19 protein-coding genes are annotated in these 17,576 nt (G+C 72.1%); 7 read left to right on the top strand and 12 right to left on the bottom strand.

The window, feature by feature from the left end:
* Positions 1–112: 112 nt before the first annotated feature.
* Positions 113–334: a hypothetical protein gene (locus ACIQ7M_RS36100; protein WP_037614735.1), complete on the top strand. Its 222-nt coding sequence runs from the start codon at positions 113–115 to the stop codon at positions 332–334.
* A gap of 80 nt (positions 335–414) precedes the next feature.
* On the opposite strand, the gene ACIQ7M_RS36095 is transcribed toward ACIQ7M_RS36100, so the two are convergent.
* On the bottom strand, positions 415–1,263 hold the full coding sequence (locus ACIQ7M_RS36095) for a hypothetical protein (protein WP_403652148.1): 849 nt from the start codon (positions 1,261–1,263) through the stop codon (positions 415–417).
* A gap of 200 nt (positions 1,264–1,463) precedes the next feature.
* Between ACIQ7M_RS36095 and ACIQ7M_RS36090 the strand changes: the two genes are divergently transcribed.
* Both ACIQ7M_RS36090 and ACIQ7M_RS36085 read left to right on the top strand, forming a co-directional pair.
* Positions 1,464–1,775, top strand: coding sequence for a MerR family transcriptional regulator (locus tag ACIQ7M_RS36090; protein WP_355768429.1), 312 nt, complete (start codon positions 1,464–1,466; stop codon positions 1,773–1,775).
* Positions 1,776–2,080: 305 nt separating this feature from the next.
* Positions 2,081–2,284, top strand: a complete 204-nt coding sequence (locus ACIQ7M_RS36085) for a cold-shock protein (RefSeq protein WP_020871138.1) — start codon at positions 2,081–2,083, stop codon at positions 2,282–2,284.
* A 142-nt stretch (positions 2,285–2,426) separates the two neighbouring features.
* On the opposite strand, the gene ACIQ7M_RS36080 is transcribed toward ACIQ7M_RS36085, so the two are convergent.
* Both ACIQ7M_RS36080 and ACIQ7M_RS36075 read right to left on the bottom strand, forming a co-directional pair.
* Positions 2,427–2,849, bottom strand: a complete 423-nt coding sequence (locus tag ACIQ7M_RS36080; RefSeq protein ID WP_355762819.1) for an ATP-binding protein — start codon at positions 2,847–2,849, stop codon at positions 2,427–2,429.
* Between the two features lie 224 nt (positions 2,850–3,073).
* Entirely contained in the window at positions 3,074–3,532 is a 459-nt protein-coding gene (locus tag ACIQ7M_RS36075) for a cupin domain-containing protein (protein ID WP_386987307.1), read from the bottom strand.
* Between the two features lie 81 nt (positions 3,533–3,613).
* Between ACIQ7M_RS36075 and ACIQ7M_RS36070 the strand changes: the two genes are divergently transcribed.
* A complete protein-coding gene (locus ACIQ7M_RS36070; RefSeq protein ID WP_403652143.1) occupies positions 3,614–4,546 on the top strand; it encodes an FkbM family methyltransferase in 933 nt (310 codons plus the stop codon).
* An 8-nt stretch (positions 4,547–4,554) separates the two neighbouring features.
* Here the strand turns inward: ACIQ7M_RS36070 and ACIQ7M_RS36065 are convergent, their stop codons facing one another.
* The 3 genes from ACIQ7M_RS36065 to modA form a co-directional block, all read right to left on the bottom strand.
* A complete protein-coding gene (locus ACIQ7M_RS36065; protein ID WP_403652140.1) occupies positions 4,555–5,637 on the bottom strand; it encodes an ABC transporter ATP-binding protein in 1,083 nt (360 codons plus the stop codon).
* 40 nt (positions 5,638–5,677) lie between these two features.
* Positions 5,678–6,562, bottom strand: a complete 885-nt coding sequence (gene modB, locus ACIQ7M_RS36060; protein WP_403652137.1) for a molybdate ABC transporter permease subunit — start codon at positions 6,560–6,562, stop codon at positions 5,678–5,680.
* A gap of 258 nt (positions 6,563–6,820) precedes the next feature.
* On the bottom strand, positions 6,821–7,666 hold the full coding sequence (gene modA, locus ACIQ7M_RS36055; RefSeq protein WP_403652134.1) for a molybdate ABC transporter substrate-binding protein: 846 nt from the start codon (positions 7,664–7,666) through the stop codon (positions 6,821–6,823).
* 220 nt (positions 7,667–7,886) lie between these two features.
* On the opposite strand from modA, the gene ACIQ7M_RS36050 reads away from it, so the two are divergent.
* Entirely contained in the window at positions 7,887–8,384 is a 498-nt protein-coding gene (locus ACIQ7M_RS36050; RefSeq protein WP_403652130.1) for a molybdopterin-dependent oxidoreductase, read from the top strand.
* 21 nt (positions 8,385–8,405) lie between these two features.
* Here ACIQ7M_RS36050 and ACIQ7M_RS36045 read toward each other — a convergent pair whose 3' ends face one another.
* The 5 genes from ACIQ7M_RS36045 to ACIQ7M_RS36025 all read right to left on the bottom strand — a co-directional run bounded on the left by ACIQ7M_RS36045 (position 8,406) and on the right by ACIQ7M_RS36025 (position 12,837).
* The gene (locus tag ACIQ7M_RS36045; RefSeq protein ID WP_355762721.1) at positions 8,406–8,801 is read right to left on the bottom strand and encodes a helix-turn-helix transcriptional regulator; all 396 of its coding nucleotides are present in this window, start codon (positions 8,799–8,801) and stop codon (positions 8,406–8,408) included.
* Between the two features lie 108 nt (positions 8,802–8,909).
* Positions 8,910–9,500, bottom strand: a complete 591-nt coding sequence (locus ACIQ7M_RS36040) for a hypothetical protein (RefSeq protein WP_403652127.1) — start codon at positions 9,498–9,500, stop codon at positions 8,910–8,912.
* A 66-nt stretch (positions 9,501–9,566) separates the two neighbouring features.
* Positions 9,567–10,931 carry a dipeptidase gene (locus tag ACIQ7M_RS36035; protein ID WP_403652124.1) on the bottom strand — a complete coding sequence of 455 codons (1,365 nt, stop codon included), beginning with the start codon at positions 10,929–10,931 and terminating at the stop codon, positions 9,567–9,569.
* Positions 10,928–11,365 (bottom strand): hypothetical protein, encoded by a 438-nt coding sequence (locus ACIQ7M_RS36030; RefSeq protein WP_403652121.1) that lies wholly within the window; start codon positions 11,363–11,365, stop codon positions 10,928–10,930. Before ACIQ7M_RS36030 ends, ACIQ7M_RS36035 begins: the two co-directional genes overlap by 4 nt.
* Complete coding sequence (locus tag ACIQ7M_RS36025; protein ID WP_403652118.1) at positions 11,362–12,837, bottom strand: APC family permease; 1,476 nt, start codon at positions 12,835–12,837, stop codon at positions 11,362–11,364. The genes ACIQ7M_RS36030 and ACIQ7M_RS36025 overlap by 4 nt, the downstream gene beginning before the upstream one ends.
* Before the next feature lie 273 nt (positions 12,838–13,110).
* On the opposite strand from ACIQ7M_RS36025, the gene ACIQ7M_RS36020 reads away from it, so the two are divergent.
* Complete coding sequence (locus ACIQ7M_RS36020; protein ID WP_403652115.1) at positions 13,111–14,364, top strand: threonine/serine exporter ThrE family protein; 1,254 nt, start codon at positions 13,111–13,113, stop codon at positions 14,362–14,364.
* On the opposite strand, the gene ACIQ7M_RS36015 is transcribed toward ACIQ7M_RS36020, so the two are convergent.
* Positions 14,336–15,751 carry a hypothetical protein gene (locus ACIQ7M_RS36015; RefSeq protein WP_403652341.1) on the bottom strand — a complete coding sequence of 472 codons (1,416 nt, stop codon included), beginning with the start codon at positions 15,749–15,751 and terminating at the stop codon, positions 14,336–14,338. The genes ACIQ7M_RS36020 and ACIQ7M_RS36015 overlap by 29 nt on opposite strands.
* A gap of 333 nt (positions 15,752–16,084) precedes the next feature.
* Here ACIQ7M_RS36015 and ACIQ7M_RS36010 point away from each other — a divergent pair, with 333 nt between their 5' ends.
* The gene (locus ACIQ7M_RS36010; RefSeq protein ID WP_403652112.1) at positions 16,085–17,368 is read left to right on the top strand and encodes a molybdopterin-dependent oxidoreductase; all 1,284 of its coding nucleotides are present in this window, start codon (positions 16,085–16,087) and stop codon (positions 17,366–17,368) included.
* The last annotated feature ends 208 nt before the right edge of the window (positions 17,369–17,576 follow it).

The raw sequence follows: 17,576 nt of genomic DNA, 5'->3' as shown, positions 1-17,576 counted from the left end.
GAGGGGCACCCCGCCCGCCCCGTTCCGTAGTCCGCGGGGACGCCGAGTCGGAGTGGGATCGAGACCATCAAGCCCTACCGCCCGCCGGAATAGGGCCCATACTGGAATCACGATGAGTAAATCCTCCGCGCCCCGGCGCCACCTGCCCACCAGCCCCTTCGCTGCACCCGTCGTCCCCGTGGCCAAGGAGTTCAGCCTCGGAGACCGCGTCTCCCACGACCAGTACGGCCTGGGCACGATCGTCGGCGTCGAAGAGGGCATCGCGATGCTCGTCGACTTCGGCGCCCGCCAGGTCCGCGTCCTGAGCCCCTACACCCGAATGGATCGGCTCTGACCCGCACCCACTGACACCTCCGGCCCGAGGCAGCCCCTCCACAGGTTGCCCGGGCCGCGGTGCGTTCGGGCGGCCGTTCCTCAGCCCTGTGTCGGGGCGGGCGACTTCCCCGCGAGGACGTCCTTCAGCCGGTTCGTGCCCGCCTGGACCGCCTGCTCGGTCGACTGGTGCTCGGTGCCGGAGAGGCCACCGTTCGTGAGCGACAGGGCGCTGTCGCCGACCCGGACCGCCGCGAAGTCGAGGGTCAGCGTCTCGGGATCGCCCTCCAGCTCCCCGCTCATCGTCACCTGGAGGCCCTGGCGGGCGTCCCCCACATCGGGCAGATGTGTCGACACGACCTGGACGGTCTGCTTGTCACCCGTGCCGGTGACGGCCGTGAACTCGTCGCAGACGTCCGGCAGCGTCTTCAGCCAGTCGAATCGGGTGTCCAGGGCGCTCTTCCCGTACGAGGCGACCTCGTAGCGCATCTGGGCGTCGTTGTCGCTGTCGTCGAAGCCGGTGACGGCACCGGCCCCCTGCGGCTTGCCGAGCAGGTCCTCCGCGTACAGGCCGTCCAGCAGCTTCTGGCACTGCTGGGCGTTCCCCTTGTCGGTGACGAAGGCCGAGGCGTCGACCTTGCTCTTGAGCAGCGTGTCGTGCCAGGCCGCCACACCCTTCGACTCGTCCCACTGCGACCCCAGGTCGGAGTTGGTGATCAGCGCCGACCGCGCCTCGGCCTCGGTGAGCGCCCGGACGGACGGGGAGGGCGAGGCCTTGGCGGCACCGGTCTCCTCTGCCACGGGAGAGGCCGGGACGGTGGACGCCGGGGACGCGGGGGAGTCCGTACGGCCGGAGCCGCCGCCGTCACCTCCGCCGTTCGAGCAGGCGGCCGTCGAGAGCAGCATGCCCGCGGTCAGGGCGGAGGCGAGGAGACAGGACGGACGGATCATGCGAGGGCCTCCCGAGGACGGTCCCGAGGACGGGCTGTGTCCCTCCACGCCACCACCGGCCACCGCCCCCCACCAGCGCACCGGGCCGTCCGGGTGAGTACGGCGCGCGGATGTCACCGGGCCGGTGCCGGGTGCCCCCGGCCGGTACCGGCGGCGATCTGCCAGAGTGGAAGGTGATGCACGCGCCCCAGGGAAGCACCATGAGCCCCACCGACCGGTTCGAAGACGACGACTACCCCGCCTACACGATGGGCCGCGCGGCCGAGCTGATCGGCGCGACCCCCGCGTTCCTGCGGGCCGTCGGGGAGGCCGGGCTGATCACCCCCCTCCGCTCCGAGGGCGGCCACCGCCGCTACTCCCGCAACCAGCTCAGGATCGCCGCCCGTGCCCGGGACCTCGTCGACCAGGGCACGCCCGTCGAGGCGGCCTGCAGAATCGTCACGCTGGAGGACAGCCTCGACGAAGCCCTGCGGATCAACGCGGAGCTGCGCGGCTCGACACAGGACGCCTGAACGGGCCCTGGGCGGCCCTGTGCGGGTGTTTCCGGGGGGTCCCGGGCCGGTGTTTCCCGGCGGGGGGCGAATATCTGCTCCGGCCGGTACAGAATTTGGTGCACGGGTCTGCGAGGTTTTGATATTCCCCGTGGCGGGGTGAGATAGTGCGCCCGCTTCGGGGCGGCTGACGTGCTACTGTCGATTTCAGTTGCAGTTGTGGTTCCCAAAGTTTTTTTCCGGTGCATTCCGGTTGGGGCAATCATTACGGCGACGCGGGTCCGCGAAGTGTGGGCCTTCGAGCTTAGCCCCGAAGGAGATTTGACATGGCTACTGGCACCGTGAAGTGGTTCAACGCGGAAAAGGGCTTCGGCTTCATCGAGCAGGACGGCGGCGGCGCCGACGTCTTCGCCCACTACTCGAACATCGCCACCTCCGGCTTCCGTGAGCTCCAGGAAGGCCAGAAGGTGACCTTCGACGTCACGCAGGGCCAGAAGGGCCCGCAGGCGGAGAACATCGTCCCCGCCTAGTCCGGGACGCTGGACGGCCGGCGCTCGCACCACACGGTGCGAACGCCGGCCGTCTGCTTTTTCGCGGTCATGGAAATTGCGATGAATTTTCGGTTCGCGTTCCCATTTTCGGCGGCGTCAAACCCGAAATCTCGGCGAGCCGCTATCGCACCGCCAGCACCGCTCGTACGGTCTTGCCGCCGAAGCCCGTACTGACGATCTCCAGGCTGTGGGCGAGCTCCTGGACCATGGCCAGACCCCGGCCGCTTTCCGACTCCGCGTCCAGCGCGCCGATCCGTGGCCGTCCGGGACTGTCGTCGTGGACCTCGACGGTCAGCCTCCCGTGCCCCAGTTGCAGCCGCAGCCGGCAACCGCTGCGGCCGTGGCGCACGGCGTTGGCGACGAGCTCTGAGGCGATCAGTGTGGCGTCGTCCACCTGGTCCGCGGTCGGCGCCGCGAGCCGTGGCCGTGGCCGGGTCAGAAACGCCGTCGTCAGCTTGCGGGCCCTGCCCGCCGAGACGGCCGTACGCGGCAGTGTGTACTCCACGCGGGCGGTCGGTCGGACGGTGCGCCGGTGCGCACGCATGACTGACACCTCTCTTCCCCCTCCCAGGACGACAAGCACCCGGCCGACGGCTCCGTCCCCGTCGACCGGGACCCCGCGCTGAACGGTGCGCGGCCGGTCCTGCTCTCGGGTGATGCCCCACCCGGACGATCCGCAACCAACGACCCGCGTCACAAAGCCGCCAAGGAACGTCAGAAGGCCGCTCGACTGCCGCTCAAAGTGCCCCTTGGGTGTCAACGGCGCCTTCAGCGACCGGAGTCCAGGAGGTGGAAGTCGTCGTAGTCGAAGCCGGGCGCCACCACGCAGCTCACCAGAACCTCCTCGTCACCGGCCGGCCGGGCCGACTGCCAGACACCGCCCGGGACGAGGACCTGGGGGCGCTCCCCGGCCTCGACGCGAGGGCCGAGGCGGACGACCTGCGGGGTGGACTGGGGACTGGTCCCGTCGCCGCCGAGCAGGACGTCGAGGGGTCCGCCGCGGTGCCACAGCCAGAGTTCGTCCGAGCGGACGGTGTGCCAGGCGGAGGTGTCGCCGGGCGTGAGGAGGAAGTAGATGGCGGAGGCGGCGGCGCGGGTTCCGGGGTAGCCGTCGGGCAGGAAGGCCTGGGGCGCCGTCCAGGTCTCGACGAACCAGCCGCCCTCCGGGTGGGGGCTCATGCCCAATGCGGCGGCCAGTGCCGGGATCTCGGTCTCAGGAGAGGTCACCCCCTGCCTCTATCACGTGGTTGAGAGGCGGTTCAACCAACTGCCGGTGGACACGCGGGAATGTCTGACAGGGTGTGGTTCATGGCGACCCTTCACCGAAAGCTGCTAGGTCTGCTTCCCCGGATCGGGGTGCAGGTGCTGGACCTCGGATCGGGAGCCGCGGTGGTCTACCGGCGCGGTGTGCGCAGACGCGTCGAACTGGGCAAGGGCGCCGATCTGGTGCTGCGCGGGCGGGCGGCGGCCTGGAAGCAGGTGCCGCTCGGGGGCACCGGTGCCCGTCTCCTGCTCGACGAGAAGGAGACGGCGGCCGACGAACGCAAGTTCCAGCTCTCGGCCGCGTCCTATCTCTGCGGGCAGCACGTCACCGCCCTGCTGGACCGGTACGAGGTGAACTGCGTCTTCGACGTCGGCGCCAACTCCGGTCAGTACGGGCGCCAGTTGCGCCGCCTCGGCTACACCGGCCGGATCGTGTCCTTCGAGCCGACCGCGGAGGCCTTCGGAAAGCTCCAGCAGGCCGCCGAAGGGGATCCCGACTGGCAGGTGCACCGGATCGGTCTCGGTCGCGAGGACACCACTCAGTCCATCCATGTGGGCTGGAACACCATGAACTCCCTTCTTCCGCCCAGTGATTACGGCAAGGACCGCTACAAGCGCTTCGCCAAGACCCGTACGGAGGAGATCGAGGTCCGCCGTCTCGACGGGATGATGGACACGGCCCTCGCCGGGATCGACGCCCCCCGCCCCTATCTGAAGATGGACACCCAGGGCTACGACCTGGAGGTGTTCGCGGGCGCCGGGGAGCGCGCGGCGGAGTTCGTCGGCATGCAGTCGGAGGTCGCGACGCTGCGGCTGTACGAGGGCAGTCCCCGCATGGGCGAGGCCATCGCCGTGTACGAGGAGCACGGCTTCGAGATCACCGGCATGTACCCGGTGTCGCGGGAGGAGGCGACCGGCCGGGTGGTGGAGTTCGACTGCGTGATGGTCCGTGCGACGGCGGTCCCGGCGGGGACGTAGGCGAGGCCCTACGCCGGATAGGCGTGTGTCTGGGCCGCCTTCACCGTGGCCCAGACGGGCGAGCCGCGATGCAGGCCGAGTTCCGCCGCGGCGACCGTCGTCAGGTCGGCGGCGAGCGGGAGTTCGCCGGTGAGGTCCACGCGGATCTGGTCGCCGTGCGTCTCCAGGCCCGCGACACGGGACTGCCACAGGTTGCGGGCGCTGGAGCCGGTGGGGCGGTCGCGGTGGAGGGTCACGGCGCCCGGCGGGAACGCCACGAACACGGGCCCGTCGAGCCGCTCGGTCGTGGTGATCACCGGGCCCGCCTCCAGCCGTACGGTGTGGCCCTCGGCGTCGCCCCGGTAGAGGTTGAGCCCGACCAACTGGGCGATGTAGTCGGTGCGCGGCCTGCGGGCGATGTCCGAGGGGCCGCCCTCCTGGACCACCCGGCCGTCCTCGACGACCACGAGCCGGTCGGCCAGCACCATCGCGTCCAGCGGGTCGTGCGTCACGAGGACGGCGACGGCCTCGAAGTCGGCCAGGTGGTGCCGGAGTTGGGCCCGCACGTCCAGCCGCGTACGGGCGTCGAGCGCGGCGAGCGGTTCGTCGAGCAGCAGCAGTCGGGGGCGCGTGGCGAGGGCGCGGGCGACGGCGACCCGTTGCGCCTGTCCGCCGGAGAGCCGGCGCGGCTTGGTCCCGGCGAACTCGGCGAGGCCCATGCGCTCCAGCCACGTGGCGGCCTGGGCGCGGGCCTCCGCCTTGGGCACGCCCTGACAGCGCGGTCCGAAGGCGACGTTGTCGAGCGCGGACAGATGCGGGAAGAGCAGGTAGTCCTGGAAGACGACGCCGACGGGGCGGGACTCCGGCGGCGTGCGGTCCAGACGCGCGCCGTCCAGCAGTAGTCGGCCGCCCTCGGACAGCGGGGTGAGCCCGGCCAGCGCGCGCAGCGCGGTCGTCTTGCCCGCGCCGTTCGGGCCGAGCAGCGCGACGACGTCCCCGGGGGCGGCGGACAGTTCGACGTCGAGGTGGAACGAGCCGCGCCGGACGACGAGACGGGCGTCGAGGCCCGTGCCGGACGGCGCGTCCTTCGCCGCCGGGTTCGCCTCGGTCATGACGCGATCACCTCACCCATCGGGCTCGTACTCGACCGCGTCATGAGGTCGCCGTCATCCAGCGGTCCCGCAGTCCCGCGAGCACCGCGATCGACACCAGCAGCAGGACGAGACTCAGGGCGATCGCCGCGTCGGGGTCGCTCTGGAGGGCCAGGTAGACGGCGAGCGGCATGGTCTGGGTACGGCCCGGGAAGTTGCCCGCGAAGGTGATCGTCGCGCCGAACTCGCCGAGGGCGCGGGCCCAGGCCAGTACGGAACCGGCGGCGATGCCCGGCGCGATGAGGGGCAGGGTGACACGGCGGAACGCGGTGAAGCGGGAGGCGCCGAGGGTCGTGGCGGCCTCCTCGTACCGCGGGTCGGCCGCCCGCAGGGTGCCTTCCACGCTGATCACCAGGAAGGGCATCGCCACGAACGCCTCGGCCACGACCACCCCGGCCGTCGTGAAGGGCAGCGTGATCCCGAACCACGAGTCGAGCAGCTTCCCGACGATGCCGTTGCGGCCGAGGGCCAGCAGCAGCGCGACACCGCCGACCACCGGTGGCAGGACGAGAGGCAGGGTGACCAGGGCCCGGACGAGTCCGCGGCCCGGGAACTCGGTGCGGGCCAGCAGCCAGGCGAGCGGCACCCCGAGCACCAGGCTGACCGCGGTGGCCGCCGTGGCCGAGAACAGGGAGAGCTGGAGGGCCTGCCACACCTCGGGCTTGGCCAGTTGTTCCGGCAGGCTGCGCCAGGGCGCCCGTACGAGCAGCGCGAGCAGCGGCAGGAGCAGGAACGCGAGCCCGATCAGGGCGGGGAGCAGCAGGGGAAGCGGTGGTCCGCCCCGCACCCGGCCCGGCGTCCGGCCACGCCCGCGCCGCGGTCCACCGGCGAGGGTGTCGGCGGCCGGGGCGCCGGACGTGTCGGGCGAGGTCACGGGATCACTCATGGTTTCAGGAGACGGGGTTCGGGGCGTTCGCTTCAAGGGGCGCGCCGCAGGGAAGGGCCCACCGTGCGGCACGCGCCGGGCCGTGGTCCGTGGGGAGACGGCGCGTGCCGACCGAGCGAGCCCGGCGCGGCGGGTGCCGGACCGGGGGAGGCCGGGTCCGGCGGATGCCTGACCGGACCGGCCGGGTGCGGCGGGTGCCGGACCACTGGAGGACGGGCGCGGCGGGTGCCGGACCGGGCGGGCCGGTCACGGCGTGGGTCAGGACGTGGGCTTCAGGAAGCCGGCCTCCGTGAGCACCTGCTGGCCCTCCGGGGACTGCACCAGCGCGATGAACGCCTTGGCCGCGTCGGTGTTGGGCGCGTCCTTGAGCAGGGCGATCGGGTAGTCGTTGACGGCGTCGGCGGACTCGGGGAACTCCACGCCCTCCACCTTGTCACCCGCGGCCTTCACGTCGGTCTTGTACACGACCGCCGCGTCGGCCTCCTTCAGCTCCACCTTGGTCAGGGCGCTCTTGACGTCCTGCTCGTAGGAGACGGGGGTGAGCTTCAGCTTGCTCGCGTCCAGCGCCTTCTGGGCGGCGGCGCCGCAGGGCACGGTCTTGTCGCACAGGACGACCTTGAGGCCGGACTTGGTGAGGTCCTTCAGGGAGGCGATCTTGTCCGGGTTGCCGGGCAGGGTGGCGATCTCGAGCTGGTTGCGCACGAAGGTCTCGGGGCTGGTCGCCGCGTCGCCCTTGTCGGTCACGATGGCCATCGTCTTGGGGCTGGCCGCGGCGAAGACGTCCGCGGGCGCACCGCCCGTGATGCTCGCGGCGAGGCTGTCGCTGCCGCCGAAGCTGAAGGTGACCTTGGTGCCCGGGTGGGCCTTCTCGAACTGCTGCCCGAGGGCCGTGAAGCTCTCCTTGAGGGAGGCGGCGGCGAACACGGTCACCGTGCCGGAGAGCTTCGGCGAGGAGGACGACGAGGCCGATCCCTTCGCCTTCTCCGCCGTGTCGGACGAGTCGGAGGAGGAGCAGGCGCTCAGGGCCAGCAGCGCGGCGGCGCCGATGCCGGCCACCTGAAGGGTCCGGGTGGTGCGGCGGGTCCGGCGCGCGGATCGGGTCATCACGGATCTACTCCCTCGAAGACTCTGAGGCTCGCTGGAGCCTCCGTCGTGATCCTCAGTCCTGAGCTCACGTTCTGCCATGGCCTGATCATACTTCCGCATATGCGAGCTGTAAGTCTCCTGTCGCATCGCATGAGCTGTGCCCAGAGGCTTCGGATGTACGCATGTGCGTTTGCCTCGGGTCGCCCGCGGGGTACGGTCCACCGGGAGGTGCTGTCCAGTGAGCCAGTCCCTGACGCAGCCGACGCCGCCGGCTCCCCCGCTCGCGGAACTCGCTCTGAGCGGTGACCTCGCCCGGCCCGCCCTGCTGACCGTGCCCGACCTGCTCGCCTGGCCCCAGCACCATGTGCGGGTCGCGTTCGAGTGCGCCACCAGCGGTGTGCGCCACCACGGCTTCGAGGGTCCGCTGCTGCACGACGTGCTGCGGGACGCCGGCCCCCGCTTCGATCCGTCCCGTCGCAAGGACCGGCTGCGCTTCCTCATCGCGGTGGCGGGCGTGGACGGCCACCACGCCCTGCTCACCTGGGCCGAGATCGACCCCGACTTCGCGGACGCGCCGGTGCTGCTCGCGGTCGGCATCGACGGCACGCCGCTGGACCGGGCCGGCCCGCAACTGGTCCTGCCGCAGGACCGGTGCGGGGCCCGGCACATCAGCGGCGTCAACAGCATCCGGGTGGACGGCCGTTATCCGTCCTGGCCCGCCGGGATCCCCGGCTGACCGTGCGCGCCCGGCGGCCGGTCAGGCGCGGTCGATGTGCACGTTGGTCGACTTGACCCTGGCCGTGGCCTCCACGCCGACCTCCAGGCCCAGTTCCTCGACGGCCTCCCGGGTCAGCAGGGAGACCAGCCGGTGGGGTCCCGCCTGGATCTCCACCTGCGCCGCGACGTCGCCGAGCTTGACGGCGGTGACGATGCCGGGGAAGGCGTTGCGGACGGAGGTGGAGGACGTGACGCCCTCCTCGCCACCGGTGCCGGCCAGTTCCACCGAGAACGCGGCGAGGTCGCGGCCCTCGATGAGGCGCCGTCCGCTGTCGTCCCGATGGGTGGCCACCCGCCCGGCGTCCGCCCAGCGGCGGGCGGTGTCGGGGCTCACGCCGAGGAGCCGGGCGGCCTGACCGATGGTGTAGGACTGCATGGCCGCGACGATAGGCAGGTGCTTCGCACCCCTGCAAGCCGGACCCCGGGCGCGGCGCGAGTCGCCCCCGGGGCGCGGCGAGGGGTTCTCGCCCGGTCCGCCGCGGTGTCAGAGGGGCGACGCCGATGCCGCGTACTCCACCCTGATGTGCTTCGCCCAGAACGGGCCGAGGTCCTTCTTGAGGATGAGATCGGCCTTGGCCGGGTCGTCGACGCCGAAGGACACGAAGCCGCTGGGGTCCGGGCCCACCTCCCGCAGGTCGAACTCGCCTTCCCAGCGGTCCATCCTGTCGCCGGTGCTCTCGACCAGGGCTTCGAGCCGGCGCGCGGTGACGTCGGTGTCGTGCAACCGCAGCCGTGTCCCCTTCTCCGCGTGGGCGCAGACGTCCGCGTCGAACGCCTTGGAGGGGACGCGGTACACGTCCGCCGTTCTCGGGTCGTCGTCGACGGACAGACCGGTGAAGACACTCGCGTAGCGTGTCTCGCCCCTCTTCTGGACGTAGCCCAGCACCCGGTCCAGCGAGGCTTCCGGGTCGGCCGGGTTGCCCGTCGGCCGGGTGCCGACACACACGGTCGTGCGCTCCGCGGCCCGGCTCTCGTCGCCTCCCGCACCGGCGCTCGACCCCTGCACCGCGACGAGCGCCGCTGCACTGGCCGCCACGACCCCGGCCGTGTCCCTGATCCTGATCCGCCTGCTCATCGAGCCCTCCCCGCGTGTCCCCGGACCGTACTGCCGGTACGAGGACGCGTCGGCGGGCGGATACGTTCAGCGGCCGCGGCTCCCGTCGGCCGCGTAGGCGCGGAGGAACAGCGCCTCGACATGGGCCATGTGCTCGATCTCGGCCGGGTCGACGCTCTCGTTGGGGGCGTGGATGAGGCACTTGGGCTCCTCCACGCCCATGAGGACGATCTCGGCGCGGGGGTAGGTCTCGGCGAGGACGTTGCACAGCGGGATGGAGCCGCCCTGGCCGAGGAAGGCCATGGGCTTGCCGTAGACCTCGTCCATGGCGCGGCCGAGCGCCGCGTAGGCGGGGCCGTCGGTGGCCGCCCGGAAGGGGGCGCCGGCGCTCTCGTCCTCGACGCCGACCCGGACTCCCCAGGGCGCGGCCTCGGTGAGATGCCGGGTGAGGGCCGCGCGGGCCGCCGCCGGGTCCGTGCCGGGCGGGATCCGCAGGCTCACCCGCGCCCGTGCGGTGGCCGGCACGGCGGCGGCGGAGCCGACGACCGGGGGACAGTCGACGCCGAGGACGGTGACGGCGGGGCGGGCCCACAGTCGGTCGGCGACCGTGCCGGTCCCGGTGAGACGGACGCCGTCCAGGACGCCGGCGTCGGCGCGGAACTGCTCCTCGTCGTAGCCGACGCCCTCCCAGACGCCCTCGCAGTCGAGTCCGTCGACACGGGTGGCGCCGGTGGCCGGGTCGCGGAGGGTGGAGAGCATCTGGATCAGCGCGGCGAGCGCGTCCGGGGCGGGGCCGCCGAACATGCCCGAGTGGATCTCCCCGGCCAGTGTGTCGACGGTGACGACGATGTTGGCGAGGCCCCGCAGGGTGACGGTGGCGGTGCCCGTGCCGACCTCCGCGTTGCCGGTGTCGCACACGAGCAGCGCGTCGGCGAGGAACTGCTCCGGGTGCTCGGCCACGTAACGCTCCAGGCCGCCCGTGCCCTGCTCCTCCGACCCCTCGGCGACGAACTTCAGGCCGACCGGGATGTCCTCGCCGAGCGCGCGCAGGGCGGTCAGGTGCATCACGATGTTGCCCTTGCAGTCCGCGGTGCCGCGCCCGTACCAGCGGCCGTCGCGCTCGGTGAGGGCGAAGGGCGGTGTGGTCCAGGCGTCGTCGTCCAGCGGTGGCTGCACGTCGTAGTGGCAGTACAGCAGGACGGTGGGGGCGCCGGGCGGCGGCGGGCGGTGGCCGATGACCGCGTGGCTCCCGTCGGGCGTCTCGGCGAGATGGACGTCGTGCAGTCCCGCCTCGGTGAAGGCGTCGGCCACCCACTGCGCGGCCCGGCGGCATTCCTCGGGAGGGTACTGGCGCGGGTCCGCGACGGAGGGGATGGCGACCAGCTCGGCCAGGTCGGTCCTGGCCCGGCCCATCAACTCGGCGATCCTCTGGGCGAGTTCGGACACGGTCACCGCCTCACCGTGTCGTCGGTCTTCAGGTCGCCGAGCTTGTCCTGGATCTTGTCCAGCTTCTCCGGACAGTAGATCTCGATGATCGTGGCCTCCGCCCGGAGCGTCCTGCCGTCACCGATGACGGGCCGCTGCCCGACGAACGCGGCGCCGTTGGACACATTGATCTTCCACAGTGCCGACTTGAGGGCGCTGGCCGGATCGTCGCAGACCAGGCCGCCGTCGGTGCCCAGCAGGCTCGCGATCAACTCGGTGTCCGGGCGCGGCAGTCCGGCCTCCACCGCAGCGTCGGCGAGCTGATTGGCCTTGCTCACGGCCTTGTTGTTCGTCGTGATGGCCGAGTAGCGCACGAGGCCGGCCACGACCAGGCCGAGCAGCACGACGATCGCGCCGTAGTAGATCCACTTGTGCTCGGATGCGAACCGGGTGGGACTCATGCCCCCGCCTCCTCCTCGCGCGCGGCCTCCGTCTGCCAGCCGGGCTTGCGGAACTTGAGGAACGCCCAGGGGATCAGCAGGCCGAGGATGCCGAGACCGCTGCCGATGATGATCACGTACAGCAGGACGCTGTTGCTGCCGAACTGCGAGGGCGGCACGAAGCCGATGATCATGGCCGCGGCCGAGGCCAGGAAACCGACGACGCACACCAGGGTGAGCGCCGGGACGCGGTAGCCGCGCGGGTGGTCGGGCTGGTTCTTCCGCAGCCGGATCGCCGCGACGAACATCAGCAGGTAGACGATGAGGTACACCTGCGTGGTGATCGTCGAGAAGATCCAGTACACGTTGGAGACGTTCGGGATGAACGCGTAGCCCAGCGCGATCACCGTGGTCACGACGCCCTGGGTCACCAGGATGTTCTGCTGGACGCCGAACCGGTTCAACTGCTGGAGGTACGGCGGCAGATAGCCCTCGCTGCGGGAGATCTCCAGCAGGCCCTTGGAGGGTCCGGCGAGCCAGGTCAGCATGCCGGCCAGCGACGCGGAGATCAGCATCACCGCCGCGATCGGTGTCATCCAGCCGATGTCGAAGTACGAGAAGAACGCGTCGAACGCCTGCATGACACCGGCGGTGAGGCTGGTCTGGTCGGCGGGCACCACCCAGCTGATCGCCAGCGCGGGCAGGATGAAGATCAGCAGCACCAGGCCCATCGCCAGGAACATCGACTTCGGGTATTCCTTCGCCGGGTCCTTCAGCGACGACACGTGGACGGCGTTCATCTCCATGCCGGAGTACGAGAGGAAGTTGTTGACGATCAGGACGAGGCTGGCCAGTCCCGTCCAGGCCGGCAGCAGATGGCTGGCCGTCATCGGCGCGGCCGAGGGGTTGCCCTGGGCCAGGAAGACCATGCCGAGCACGACGAGGATCGTGCCGGGCACCAGGGTGCCGATGACCAGACCCCAACTGGACAGTCCCGCGAGGGCCTTGGTGCCGCGTGAGGAGACCCAGACGCCGGTCCAGTACAGGACCACGATGACGATCGCGGTGTAGAGACCGCTGGAGGCCAGGGAGGGATCGATGATGTACGCGATGGTGCTCGCCACGAAGGCCAGCAGGCTCGGGTAGTAGAAGATCGTCATCGCGAACTGACACCACACGGCGAGGAATCCGAGCGGCTTGGACAGTCCCTCGCTCACCCAGCGGTAGACGCCGCCGTTCCAGCCCGAGGCCAGCTCCGCCGAGACCAGGGCGGTCGGCAGCAGGAACACGATCGCCGGGAGCAGGTACAGGAACACGCAGGCCAGGCCGTACACCGCCATGGTGGGGGCGGCCCGCAGGCTCGCGACCGAGGCGGTCGTCATGAGGGCCAGCGTCAGCCAGGTGAGCCTCGGCGCCGCCGGGACCGCGGCCCGGGCGGTCCGCGCACCCGCACTCGGCCGTGGTGCGTCCGCCGGCATGTCCATCGAGCTCATCGGACGCCTCCCTGTTCCCGGGTCGAAAGCGATGAGGCCAGCCTCCGCGCGAGTGACGGCCACCGCGCGCCGAGTGGCCCGTCCGGGTGAGCAACGCCCCCGGTGGGCGGGAGCGGTTCACCACGCTGTGGCGGTCGTGCCGTCGGACGGGCGGCCTTCTCACTCGTTCGGGTCGCCTCGCTGGCCGGGGCGGACGGGGGGTCCGCAGGCTGGACGCGGGTCCGCGCGTGCATCCCGGCGCGTGGCGGGCCGGACGTCGAGGGGAGGCGGCCGATGAGACCGGACAAGGAGGCCGCCCCGGACGACGTCGCCGCGTTCCTGGCCCGGCTGACCGGGCTGCTGCTGCGCTCCAGCGGCGAGGGCGCCGCCCTCGTCGAGCGCACCGTCCGGCACACCGCCCGCGCGCTGGGCGCCGACGCCTCCGTCCTTCTCGTGCCGGACGGCGCGGCCCTGACCGTCGGCACCCGCGGCGACTCCCGCACGGTGACCCTGCGCGGTTTCCCCGAGGTCTTCCGGCTCGACCAGGTCGTCGCGCTGAAACCGCTCGTCCAGGACGTCGGCGCCGGACGGATCGGCGTGGCCGAGGCGGACCGGAGGCTGACCGCGATCGAGTCGTCCCGGCCGCCCTACCAGTGGTGGCTCAAGCTGCTCGGCATCGTCCTGTTCACGCTGGGCTTCGCGCCGCTGATGCAGTCCACGTGGTACGAGGTGGGCGCCACCGCGGTCCTCGGCACCGTCGCCGCCGTACTGGCCGTCACCGCGGACCGGATCCCCCGGCTCGCCACGGTGCTCCCGCTGGTCGTCTCGACCACCGTCTCCGTGATCACCGTCGAGGTGTTCGCCCGCGACACCTCGCACGGCGGCCCCGTCCTGCTGATGCTGCCCGCGCTCTTCTTCTTCGTCCCCGGCGACTATCTGAGCGCCGCCGCGGCCGAACTCGCCGCCGGATACATCACCACGGGCGCGATCCGGCTCGTCTACTCCGCGTTCCTCCTCGTACAGCTCTACGTCGGTGTCCTGCTCGGCCTGTTCTTCACCGGCACCTCCACCCGTGCCCTCTTCGACATCGCCGCCGCCTCCGATCTGCCGCGCTGGGCCCTCTTCCTGAGCTGGATCGTCTTCACGGTCGGCACCCTGCTCGCCTTCGCCATCCCCTTCCGGCTGCTGGGGCCCCTGCTCGTGCTGGTGTACCTCACCGTGGCCGTGCAGTCCCTGGCCACCAAGGCGATCGGCGAGACGGGCGGAACGTTCGTCGCGGCCGCCGTCCTGTCCGCCGTCGCGACCCGGCTGACCCTGCGCCCGCACCAGCCGCCCCGGCTCGTCCTGCTCCTGCCCGGCTTCTTCACCCTCACCGTCGGCTCCCTCGGCATGCGGGGGCTGACCACCCTGGCCGGCGGCTACGCCATCGAGGGCTTCCGCGACCTGCTGAAGCTCGTCACGATCGTCACGGCCATCGCCGTCGGCCTGGTATTCGGAGCGGCCCTCGCGCAGCCGAGGGTCACCAGCCCGTCAGCAGAAGGTGGTTGAGGAGCAGCGCCAGTGCGGCCTGGGCGACGAGCCAGGCACGCGCCCGGGGGAGGAACGCGCAGGCCGGGAGCAGCCACAGCGCGAACGGCAGCCAGATGCGCTCGGTCTCCGCCTTGCTCATGCCGGAGAGATCGGCGGCGAGAAGTGCCAGCAGCGCCGCGACGACGAGGACGGCGAGACGTACGGGTTCCCCGGCGGCCGGCTCCGGCGGCGCGGGCGCGGGAGACCGGCCCGCCGGTGCCGAGGCCGGCCGGGGCCGTACCGTCGCCGCCGCGATCCGTCCGGCCGCCGCCCCGGCCCTGCGCAGTCCCGCCGCGGTCGCCGGTCCCGTGATCAGCACCGTGCAGGCGAGATTCGCCCAGACCCAGTAGCCGTACGGCCGGATGCCGCCCGCCCCTTCGTAGTAGCGGGTGACCAACAGGCGGTAGGCCTCCCACCAGTCGAAGCCGAGCAGGGTGAACACCATTGGTACGACGGTGAGTCCGGCCAGGACGTACGGGAGCGGACGGAGCCTGGGGCGGCGCCCGAGCAGCAGGACGGCGCAGGCGATCACGGAGATCAGCGTCAGGCCGTACGAGAGATACGCGGTGAGGCCGAACAGGAGACCGGAGGCGAGGCCGGCCGTCCGCGGCCGGTGTCCGGTGACCGCGAGGGCCAGCAGGGCGAGGGCCCAGGCGGCGACGGCCGCGAAGTAGCCGTCGGCGGAGGTGCCCATCCACACGGCCGCCGGGGCGAGGGCGAGGAAGGGCGCGGCACGGCGCGCGAGTGCCTCACCGGCCAGCGCCCGCACGGCCACGAGCACCGCCACCCCGGCCGTCGCGCCGACGGTGACGCACCAGACGCCGGCCCAGGCCCCGCCGCCCAGACCGGCCCGGTCGAGGAGGACGAAGGTGAGGGTGGCGGCCGGCGGATGCCCGGCGACATGCGGCGGCCAGTGGTCGGGGGAGTGCAGGAGGATGTGGTGGGTGAAGTCCCGCAGGGCGGCCGGGATGTCGTGGAAGCGGTCGACCGGCGAGATGACCTGAAGGTATTCGTACCGTGTGGTGAGGCGCCGGGCCACACCCCGCTCCCAGCCGTCGATCAGCGCGAGCGAGAACGTCCACGCCGTCGTCGTGCCCCACAGGGCCGGCAGAAGCCCCCGCCAGGGCAGCCGGGCGGCGAGGGCGGGTCCGTACGCCACGACCGCGACGGCCACCGCGACCGCGGCGGCGGTACCGGGTCCGGTGTGCGGCCCCCAGTGCCCGAGCAGCGGCGCCGCGCTCACGAAGAGCGTGCCGTCGCGGTGCTCGATGACGTAACCGACGACGGCCGCCGTCAGCACGAGCGCGGCGGCGGCCAGCGCGGCGGCCAGGTCGCGCCGGACGTCCTGGGGCCGTTCCCCCAGCAGCGCCCGGGACAGCCCGGGGGACCGGGCCTGGGACCGGGCCCGCGACAGGACCGGCGGCGGGTTCCGGGAAGCGGCTCCCGTGGGAAGGGTTCGGGAAACCGCCCGGTCGGGGGACGTGGGAGAAGCCTGGGGGGCTGCCTGGTCAGGGGGCGTGGGAAGGGCCTCGGGAACGTCTTCGGCGCGCGTCGGCGGCAGATCACGGGGGAGGTCGCGGTTCACCCCTCGCACGCTAGGCCGGAAGGCGCCGGAGACAGGGGCCACAGAGGTGGACGTCAGAGTTTCGTCATGGTTTGGGAACCCGTTCGGGGGGTGCCCGCGGCCTACGGTCGGGGCATGCCACGGTCTCCCTCGTCCCCCGCGTTCTGGCGCAGCCCGCTCCGCGGCCCCTGGTTCACCTCCGTGCTCGGCGTGGTGCTCCTGGTCGGCATCACGGTGCTGTTCGTGACCGGGCTCCTGTCGTACGCGGCCTACAACCCGAACCTCTCGCCGGTGAACGACAAGACCCCCGACAAGGGGATCCTCGGGTTCTACCTCTTCTCCTGGCCGACCCACCCGGTCTGGCTGTACCGCCTCACCCAGGGCGTCCACGTCACGCTCGGCGTCGCGCTGATCCCCGTCCTGCTGGCGAAGCTGTGGTCGGTCGTGCCGAAACTGTTCGCGCTGCCGCCGGCCCGTTCGCTCGCGCACGCCCTGGAACGGCTCTCGCTGCTGCTCCTGGTCGGGGGCGCGCTCTTCGAGTTCACCACCGGTGTGCTGAACATCCAGCTCGACTACGTCTTTCCCGGCTCCTTCTACACCCTGCACTTCTACGGGGCCTGGGTGTTCATCGCGGCGTTCGTGACCCACGCGGTCCTGCGGGTGCCGGCAGCGTTCCGCAACCTGCGCGACGTCCGCACTCCCGGCCCTCGGTCCGAGGCGCCGGTCGCGTCGCCCGCCACGGCGGAACCGGCGCGCCCCGAGGACGAGCTGGTGTCCCCGGACCCGCTGCCGCCGACCGTCTCGCGACGCGGCGCCCTCGGCTTCGTCGGAGGCGGGTCCCTGCTCCTGGCCGCCACCACGGCGGGCCACGGCTTCGACGGGCCGCTGCGCGAGACGGCGCTGCTGGCCCCGCACGGCGGCGCCGAACCGGGGTCCGGACCGGGCGGCTTCCAGATCAACAAGACCGCCGCCTCGCGGGGCATCACGGCCACGGAGACGAGTGACGAGGCCTGGCGGCTGGTCGTCACGGGGAACGGCCGGACCGTCCGGCTGAGCCGTGACGACCTCCTGCGGCTCCCCCTGCACAGCGCCGCGCTGCCCATCGCCTGCGTGGAGGGCTGGTCGACGTCCGACCAGTGGTGGCGGGGGGTGCCGCTGCGCGACCTGGCGGCGCTCGTCGGCTACGAGACGGACGCGGCCCCCGACGTGCTCGTGGAGTCGTTGCAGCGGCACGGCGCGTTCCGGGTGGCCGCCCTGCGGGACAACCAGGTGCGCGATCCGCGTTCCCTGCTCGCGCTGCTCGTCAACGGCGAGGACCTGACCCCCGATCACGGCTACCCGGCACGGGTCATCGTCCCGGCCGCGCCCGGTGTGCTGAACACCAAGTGGGTGGCCCGGATGACGTTCGGAGACCTGTGATGCGACGCCCTGACCTGGGTCGGCTCGACCCGCGACGGCTCCACCCGCGCCGACGGCTCGGCGCGCCGAGCCCCGCGACGCGTCCGCGGGCCGTCCGGGAACTGATCGGCAGCCCGTTCCAACTCCTCCTGCTGGCCTGCTCGTTCGCGCTCGCCGCCTACGCGGGACTGCGGCTCCTCTCGGACGACTGGTCCCGGGTGGCGCTCTG

The sequence above is a fragment of the Streptomyces sp. NPDC096324 genome (assembly GCF_044763015.1).
GTDB lineage: Bacteria > Actinomycetota > Actinomycetes > Streptomycetales > Streptomycetaceae > Streptomyces.
Note: the sequence above shows the minus strand (reverse complement) of the source record. Positions and strands in the feature narration are given on the sequence as shown.

Excerpts from the sequence above, each read along its gene's own strand:
- ACIQ7M_RS36100 (WP_037614735.1), top strand. The coding sequence starts at position 113 with ATGAGTAAATCCTCCGCGCCCCGGCGCCACCTGCCCACCAGCCCCTTC.
- ACIQ7M_RS36040 (WP_403652127.1), bottom strand. The coding sequence starts at position 9,500 with ATGAGCAGGCGGATCAGGATCAGGGACACGGCCGGGGTCGTGGCGGCC.
- ACIQ7M_RS36085 (WP_020871138.1), top strand. The coding sequence starts at position 2,081 with ATGGCTACTGGCACCGTGAAGTGGTTCAACGCGGAAAAGGGCTTCGGC.
- ACIQ7M_RS36025 (WP_403652118.1), bottom strand. The coding sequence starts at position 12,837 with ATGAGCTCGATGGACATGCCGGCGGACGCACCACGGCCGAGTGCGGGT.
- modB (WP_403652137.1), bottom strand. The coding sequence starts at position 6,562 with ATGAGTGATCCCGTGACCTCGCCCGACACGTCCGGCGCCCCGGCCGCC.
- ACIQ7M_RS36080 (WP_355762819.1), bottom strand. The coding sequence starts at position 2,849 with ATGCGTGCGCACCGGCGCACCGTCCGACCGACCGCCCGCGTGGAGTAC.
- ACIQ7M_RS36010 (WP_403652112.1), top strand. The coding sequence starts at position 16,085 with ATGCCACGGTCTCCCTCGTCCCCCGCGTTCTGGCGCAGCCCGCTCCGC.
- ACIQ7M_RS36090 (WP_355768429.1), top strand. The coding sequence starts at position 1,464 with ATGAGCCCCACCGACCGGTTCGAAGACGACGACTACCCCGCCTACACG.
- modA (WP_403652134.1), bottom strand. The coding sequence starts at position 7,666 with ATGACCCGATCCGCGCGCCGGACCCGCCGCACCACCCGGACCCTTCAG.
- ACIQ7M_RS36065 (WP_403652140.1), bottom strand. The coding sequence starts at position 5,637 with ATGACCGAGGCGAACCCGGCGGCGAAGGACGCGCCGTCCGGCACGGGC.
- ACIQ7M_RS36030 (WP_403652121.1), bottom strand. The coding sequence starts at position 11,365 with ATGAGTCCCACCCGGTTCGCATCCGAGCACAAGTGGATCTACTACGGC.
- ACIQ7M_RS36045 (WP_355762721.1), bottom strand. The coding sequence starts at position 8,801 with ATGCAGTCCTACACCATCGGTCAGGCCGCCCGGCTCCTCGGCGTGAGC.
- ACIQ7M_RS36095 (WP_403652148.1), bottom strand. The coding sequence starts at position 1,263 with ATGATCCGTCCGTCCTGTCTCCTCGCCTCCGCCCTGACCGCGGGCATG.
- ACIQ7M_RS36020 (WP_403652115.1), top strand. The coding sequence starts at position 13,111 with ATGAGACCGGACAAGGAGGCCGCCCCGGACGACGTCGCCGCGTTCCTG.
- ACIQ7M_RS36070 (WP_403652143.1), top strand. The coding sequence starts at position 3,614 with ATGGCGACCCTTCACCGAAAGCTGCTAGGTCTGCTTCCCCGGATCGGG.